Annotated in this window: 5 protein-coding genes and 1 rRNA gene; all 6 read right to left on the bottom strand. The window is 42.0% G+C overall.

Annotation, left to right across the window (positions count from 1 at the left end):
* Positions 1–42: 42 nt before the first annotated feature.
* The 6 genes from radA to rrf all read right to left on the bottom strand — a co-directional run bounded on the left by radA (position 43) and on the right by rrf (position 6396).
* Entirely contained in the window at positions 43–1416 is a 1374-nt protein-coding gene (gene radA, locus QSJ37_RS17810; RefSeq protein ID WP_285756512.1) for a DNA repair protein RadA, read from the bottom strand.
* 86 nt (positions 1417–1502) lie between these two features.
* Positions 1503–3938 carry an ATP-dependent protease ATP-binding subunit ClpC gene (gene clpC, locus QSJ37_RS17815; RefSeq protein WP_285756513.1) on the bottom strand — a complete coding sequence of 812 codons (2436 nt, stop codon included), beginning with the start codon at positions 3936–3938 and terminating at the stop codon, positions 1503–1505.
* On the bottom strand, positions 3938–5026 hold the full coding sequence (gene mcsB, locus QSJ37_RS17820; protein WP_285756514.1) for a protein-arginine kinase McsB: 1089 nt from the start codon (positions 5024–5026) through the stop codon (positions 3938–3940). Before mcsB ends, clpC begins: the two co-directional genes overlap by 1 nt.
* A gap of 4 nt (positions 5027–5030) precedes the next feature.
* A complete protein-coding gene (gene mcsA / locus QSJ37_RS17825) occupies positions 5031–5579 on the bottom strand; it encodes a protein-arginine kinase activator protein McsA (protein ID WP_012748855.1) in 549 nt (182 codons plus the stop codon).
* Between the two features lie 13 nt (positions 5580–5592).
* Positions 5593–6054, bottom strand: a complete 462-nt coding sequence (locus QSJ37_RS17830) for a CtsR family transcriptional regulator (protein ID WP_285756515.1) — start codon at positions 6052–6054, stop codon at positions 5593–5595.
* 225 nt (positions 6055–6279) lie between these two features.
* A 5S ribosomal RNA gene (gene rrf / locus QSJ37_RS17835) occupies positions 6280–6396 on the bottom strand.
* Between the last annotated feature and the right edge of the window lie 277 nt (positions 6397–6673).

Here is a 6673-nt window from a genome sequence, read left to right on the forward strand (position 1 = left end):
GTTTTTAATATTTTTTAAATATTTGACATGTACTTGTAAATTTTACTGCAACGTATGTTCAAGTGCCTCGGCAACGTGGGACACACCGATCACGGTTATATGTTTTGGCGGATTCCATCCTGCTAAATTGTTTTTAGGAATAATGATGCGAGAAAACCCTAATTTTACTGCTTCTTGCACCCGCTGTTCAATACGGGAAACACGACGTACTTCCCCAGTTAAACCGACCTCGCCGATAATCACATCGGACGGGTTGGTTGGCTGATCGCGGAAACTTGAGGCAATGCTTACGGCAATCGCCAAATCAATCGCTGGCTCGTCTAATTTTACTCCCCCTGCCACTTTCAAGTAAGCGTCCTGATTTTGTAAAAGCAGGCCGACCCTTTTTTCCAATACGGCCATTAATAAAGAAACACGGTTATGGTCGATTCCCGTTGCCATCCGACGCGGGTTGCCAAAACTCGTTGGAGATACTAATGCTTGAATTTCGACTAATACAGGACGAGTTCCTTCCATTGCGGCGACAACGGTTGAACCTGCCGACCCTCGGGAACGTTCTTCTAAAAACACTTCTGAAGGGTTTTCGACCTCGATAAGTCCTGAATCTCTCATTTCAAAAATACCAATTTCATTTGTGGAGCCGAAACGGTTTTTCACCGCCCGTAAAATACGATACGTATGGTGACGTTCTCCTTCGAAATAAAGAACCGTATCCACCATATGCTCTAAAATTCTTGGACCGGCAATCGCTCCCTCTTTCGTTACATGGCCGACAATAAAAATGGCAATTCCTTTTGTTTTGGCAATTTTCATCAGTTCCGCTGTACATTCACGGACTTGCGATACACTTCCTGGTGCGGACGTAATATCTGCACGGTAAATCGTTTGAATCGAATCAATCACAACACAAGCGGGGCGAACATTTTCGATTGCTTCTGCAATATATTCCAAATCTGTCTCCGCTAATACATACAATTGGTCGGAAGCAATGTGAAGGCGGTCAGCGCGCAATTTCGTTTGTTTTACGGATTCTTCGCCGGATATATATAATACTTTATGTTGCATAGCAGCAAGTTGCGCAGAAACTTGCAAAAGAAGCGTTGATTTTCCAATGCCTGGATCCCCACCGATTAAAACGAGCGAACCTTTCACAATTCCCCCACCTAATACACGGTTAAATTCAGAAATACTCGTTTGTATGCGCGGCTCTTGCGTTGTGGTCACGGTAGTAATTGGAACTGGTTTTGAGATGATATCATCCGTGGAATGCACAAACACTCCTCTTGTCATTGGCTTTGTCCGCTCAATTTCCTCGACCATCGAATTCCATGTACTGCATCCTGGACATCTTCCAAGCCATTTCGCTGATTCATAACCGCATTCTTGACAAACAAACTTTGTTTTCTTTTTCCCCATCGCTAGAAAACCCTTTCTTTTTCATCGTTGAAACAAAAAGGTATGGGCAGTGAGCTGCCGCATACCTTCCATCAAGAAAACGCCGATTACATCACCGCTTGCTCTGATAAAACGACGAACTCTCCGTCTTTTACGTCTACAATGACTTTTTGCCCTTTGCCAATCGTTCCTTTTAACAGCTCTTCCGACAAACGATCTTCTATATGTTTTTGCAACGCGCGACGCAATGGACGAGCACCGTATTCTAGATCATATCCCTCGGAAGCAATTTTTTCAATGGCCGCATCCGTTAACTCTAAATCGATATCTTGTTCTTTTAAGCGTTTTACAAGCTGTTCTGCCATTAGTTTTACAATTTCTTTTAAATGTTGTTTTTCAAGTGAATGGAAGACAATAATTTCATCAATTCGGTTTAAAAACTCCGGACGAAATGCTTTCTTTAACTCGTCCATGACTTTTCCTTTCATGTCTTTGTACTTCTGATCTTCATCTTGGATATTAAAGCCGACGTATTTATTCCGCTTTAACGCATCCGCACCGACGTTCGATGTCATAATGATAATCGTATTGCGGAAGTCAACCGTTCTTCCTTTCGAATCAGTTAAACGCCCGTCTTCCAACACTTGCAGCAAAATGTTAAATACGTCTGGATGCGCTTTTTCCATCTCATCTAACAACACGACCGAATACGGTTTGCGGCGCACTTTTTCCGTTAGTTGACCGCCTTCCTCGTATCCGACATAGCCAGGAGGCGAACCGATTAAACGAGATGTCGAGTGCTTCTCCATATATTCCGACATATCGATGCGAATAAGTGCGTCTTCATCACCGAACATCGCTTCTGCAAGCGCTCTTGCTAATTCTGTTTTTCCAACACCAGTTGGACCGAGGAAAATGAACGAGCCAATCGGGCGTTTCGGATCTTTTAATCCAGCCCGCGCACGACGAACTGCTTTGGCAACTGCTTTTACTGCTTCATCTTGACCAACGACGCGGGAATGTAAAATTTCTTCTAGTTTCAATAATCGTTCTGTTTCTGTTTGTGCAAGTTTTGACACCGGAATTCCTGTCCAGCTTGATACAACCATCGCAATGTCTTCCACTGTTACTTCAGAGTTTTCCTGACCCTGTTTTTCTTTCCACGCGCGTTTCGTTTCTTCCAATTCTTCACGTAAACGTTGTTCCATATCACGCAAGGAAGCAGCTTTTTCAAATTCTTGGCTTTGTACAGCAGCATCTTTTTCTTTGCGTACTTCCTCAAGTTTTTGCTCAAGTTCCTTTAATTGTGGAGGAGCAGTGAACGAACGAAGGCGAACTTTCGAACAAGCCTCATCGATTAAATCGATTGCTTTATCTGGAAGGAAACGGTCAGTAATATAGCGGTCAGATAATTTTACTGCCTGAATGATTGCTTCATCCGAAATAGATACACGGTGATGCGCTTCATAGCGATCGCGCAATCCTTTTAAAATTTGAATCGATTCTTCTACCGTCGGTTCATCGACGTAAATTGGTTGGAAACGACGTTCTAATGCCGCGTCTTTTTCAATATATTTCCGATACTCATCCAATGTAGTCGCACCAATGCATTGCAACTCCCCACGGGCAAGCGCTGGCTTCAAGATGTTCGATGCGTCAATCGCACCTTCTGCACCACCTGCGCCAATAAGCGTATGGAGCTCATCAATGAAGAGAATGATATTTCCTGCTTGACGAATCTCATCCATCACTTTTTTCAGACGATCTTCAAATTCACCGCGGTATTTTGTACCAGCTACTACCGTTCCCATATCTAACGTCATTACTCGCTTATCGCGGAGTGTTTCTGGAACTTCATTATTTACGATTTGTTGCGCAAGGCCTTCAGCAATGGCTGTTTTCCCAACCCCAGGTTCTCCGATTAACACCGGGTTATTTTTTGTACGACGGCTTAACACTTCAATAACGCGCTGAATTTCCTTGCTTCTGCCAATAACAGGGTCTAATCTTCCTTCACGAGCAATCGCCGTTAAATCGCGAGCTAAGCTGTCTAATGTTGGTGTACTTACGTGTGAAGCACCGCCTCCTGAATGGCCGGAAACAGACTCATTGCTTCCAAGCAGTTGCAACACTTGTTGGCGCGCTTTATTAAGACTTACTCCCAAATTGTTAAGTACGCGGGCCGCAACTCCTTCACCTTCACGAATAAGACCTAGTAAAATATGTTCTGTTCCTACATAGGAATGGCCAAGCTTTCTCGCTTCATCCATCGATAGTTCAATTACTTTTTTCGCACGCGGCGTATAATGGATCGTATGGGAAACTTCATGGCCGCGACCGATTAACGATTCTACCTCTTTTTGAATTTTTTCTGGCCCAAGCCCTAAAGCCATTAATGCTTTTGCTGCAATTCCTTCCCCTTCGCGAATTAAACCTAATAAAATATGTTCCGTTCCAATGTTATTATGGCCAAGGCGTATTGCTTCCTCTTGAGCTAGCGCCAATACTTTTTGCGCCCGCTCCGTAAATCTTCCAAACATCATTATTCATCACCCTCCATCGCTTTTCTTTCTTCCATTTTTAGACGTTCGCGGATTAGTGCCGCCCGTCGAACATCCCGTTCTTCCGGTCTTAGCACGCCGCCTGCATACTGTTGTAAAAATCCAGGTTGAGTTAAAATCATCAGCTCATTTAAAATATTGCGCGAAATATTTTTAATATATCCTAAGTCAATTCCTAAACGTACATCAGACAAACATTGCGCTGCTTCTTTAGATTCAATAACACGGCTATTTGCTAATATCCCATAAGAACGGAATACTCTGTCTTCTAATTGTATGTTTAAAGTTTTGACTAATGTCTCCCTCGCCATTCTTTCTTGGGCAATTAACTGTTGAACAACGCTTTTCAAATCTTCCACAATATCCTCTTCCGACTTTCCTAATGTAATTTGATTTGAAATTTGGAAAATATTACCTAACGCCTCACTGCCTTCTCCATATGTTCCACGTACTACTAATCCTAGTTGGTTGATTGCTGGAATAATGCGGTTTATTTGCTGTGTTAAAACGAGAGCCGGGAGATGCATCATAACAGAAGCGCGCATCCCTGTTCCAACGTTTGTCGGACAGCTTGTTAAATATCCGAGTTTTTCATCAAACGCATAATTGACATGTTCCTCAATCCAATCATCAAGCTCATTAGCCACCTTTAACGCTTCTGTTAATTGAAGACCAGGAAATAAACATTGAATACGAATGTGATCCTCTTCATTAATCATAATGCTTATTTCTTCATTTTCTGAAAGCAAGCACGCCCCAAAAGGAGAATCTTCTGCCAAATGCGGGCTAATTAAATGCTTTTCTACCAATACCCTTTTTTCAATCGGTTGAAGCTCTGACATTTTTAACAATTCAAAACGACCGACAGACGGGTAAAAACGATGAGCAAATGTTTGCTCAAACAATGAAACAATTTGCTGTGCTTCCTCATTGTTAAATACTGTTGGAAACCGAAAATCAACAATGTTTCTTGCTAAACGGATACGGCTGCTTAACACGATATCAGAATCAGGCCCCTCCTGACTCATCCAAGAACTGACCGCCGTATTAAAAAACTTCTCAAACGACATATAACTACATCTCCCCCCCTCGACGTTGATGCAACTGATATTCAAGAGAACGAATTTGATCACGAACCTCTGCCGCCTTTTCAAATTCTTCTCTCGCCACCAGTTCTTGCAGTTTTTGTTTTAACATAGCAATTTGCTTGCGCAGATGGAGTGTTCCACCTTTTCGTTTCGGTATTTTTCCAGCATGGGTTGTATTTCCGCTATGGAGTCTTTTTAATATCGGTGGTAAATATCTAGCAAATGTGCGGTAACAGTTTGAACAGCCGAAACGACCTGTTTTTGTAAACTGATGATAAGTCATTGCACACTTCTCGCATTGTAAAATATCGGTGCTTTGGAACGGGCTTGACGTCATTTCTTTCATTGGAGATGAAAAATTAAGCAGGCCAGCTAATAAGTTATTAAAGGAAAAGTCATCATTTCCGTAAAACATAAACATATCACTATTCTCTTGAGCGCATTGTTCGCAAAGATGAAATTCGGTTTTTTCGCCGTTTATAATTTTCGTGAAATGCACTGTTGCCGGTCTTTGATTGCATTCCTGACATATCAACTTTATCCCCTCCCTACTTATATTTTAGCGATATCAACATCGCTCTTAGCATGCGTGCTCTCAATTCATCACGTTGGGGCAAATCGATGTATAATACAGAACGGTCCATTACGCTTAGCATAATCTTTGCTTCTCGTTCGGTAATTACTTTTTCCTCGACAAGACGATCAATAATATCTTCCGCATTTGATTGACTAATCCGGTGCTGGATTAATTCTAACAGTTGATCAATTAACTGTGCTTCATTTTTTGTTTTCACTTTCATAATGCGGATGTAACCACCGCCACCGCGCTTACTCTCAACAATATATCCTCGCTCTAGCGTAAATCTTGTATTAATAACATAATTAATTTGTGAGGGAACACATTGAAATTTATCAGCAATTTCACTTCTTTTGATTTCCACAATGTCTTTACCGCTCATATTTAATACCTGTTTTAAATATTGCTCAATAATATCAGAAATGTTTGGCACTCTACCTCCTCCTTACAAACCAAGTTGACTTTGACTATATTTGACCTTACTTCTACTATATAGTTTATTATAAAAAAATGCAAGGGTCACTCACAAAAATGGCTAGTCATATGATTCCCTTTTTTTTCGAAAATGAAACATGATCTTAGGTAATAAAAGGAAAGGATAAATAAATATAGCAAAAAAGAAGCATGCCTTAATGAAAGGCATGCTTCTTTTTACATTGCCTAGCAACGACCTACTCTTGCAGGGGCGCTGGCCCCAACTACCATCGGCGCTGGAGAGCTTAACTTCCGTGTTCGGAATGGGAACGGGTGTTTCCTCTCCGCTATTGTCACTAGGCAATTATCTCAATTGGACATTTATTATTATATTCCAATCATCACGTTTGTCAAGAGGGATTTCGTTCCCTCAAAACTAGATAACCGTCCGTTTGGAAGAAGCCATTTTGCATAGGCGGCTTCCGCTTTTCCGTTGTCTAGCTCCTAGCGTCCTCCGCTTTTCGCTTTGTCCAGCTCCGGCTCGCAGCGCCTTGCGGAAAATAACCTTCCTCCGTCGACATGCAAGCATGTCTCGTCGGAAGAACATTTTCCTTTTGGCGCTAAGCGCTCGCCTCCAC

Source organism: Parageobacillus sp. G301 (assembly GCF_030268025.1).
GTDB lineage: Bacteria > Bacillota > Bacilli > Bacillales > Anoxybacillaceae > Parageobacillus_B > Parageobacillus_B toebii.

Bases quoted from the DNA above. Each gene is read 5' to 3' on its own strand.
- mcsB (WP_285756514.1), bottom strand. From the start codon at position 5,026: ATGTCGTTTGAGAAGTTTTTTAATACGGCGGTCAGTTCTTGGATGAGT.
- radA (WP_285756512.1), bottom strand. From the start codon at position 1,416: ATGGGGAAAAAGAAAACAAAGTTTGTTTGTCAAGAATGCGGTTATGAA.
- clpC (WP_285756513.1), bottom strand. From the start codon at position 3,938: ATGATGTTTGGAAGATTTACGGAGCGGGCGCAAAAAGTATTGGCGCTA.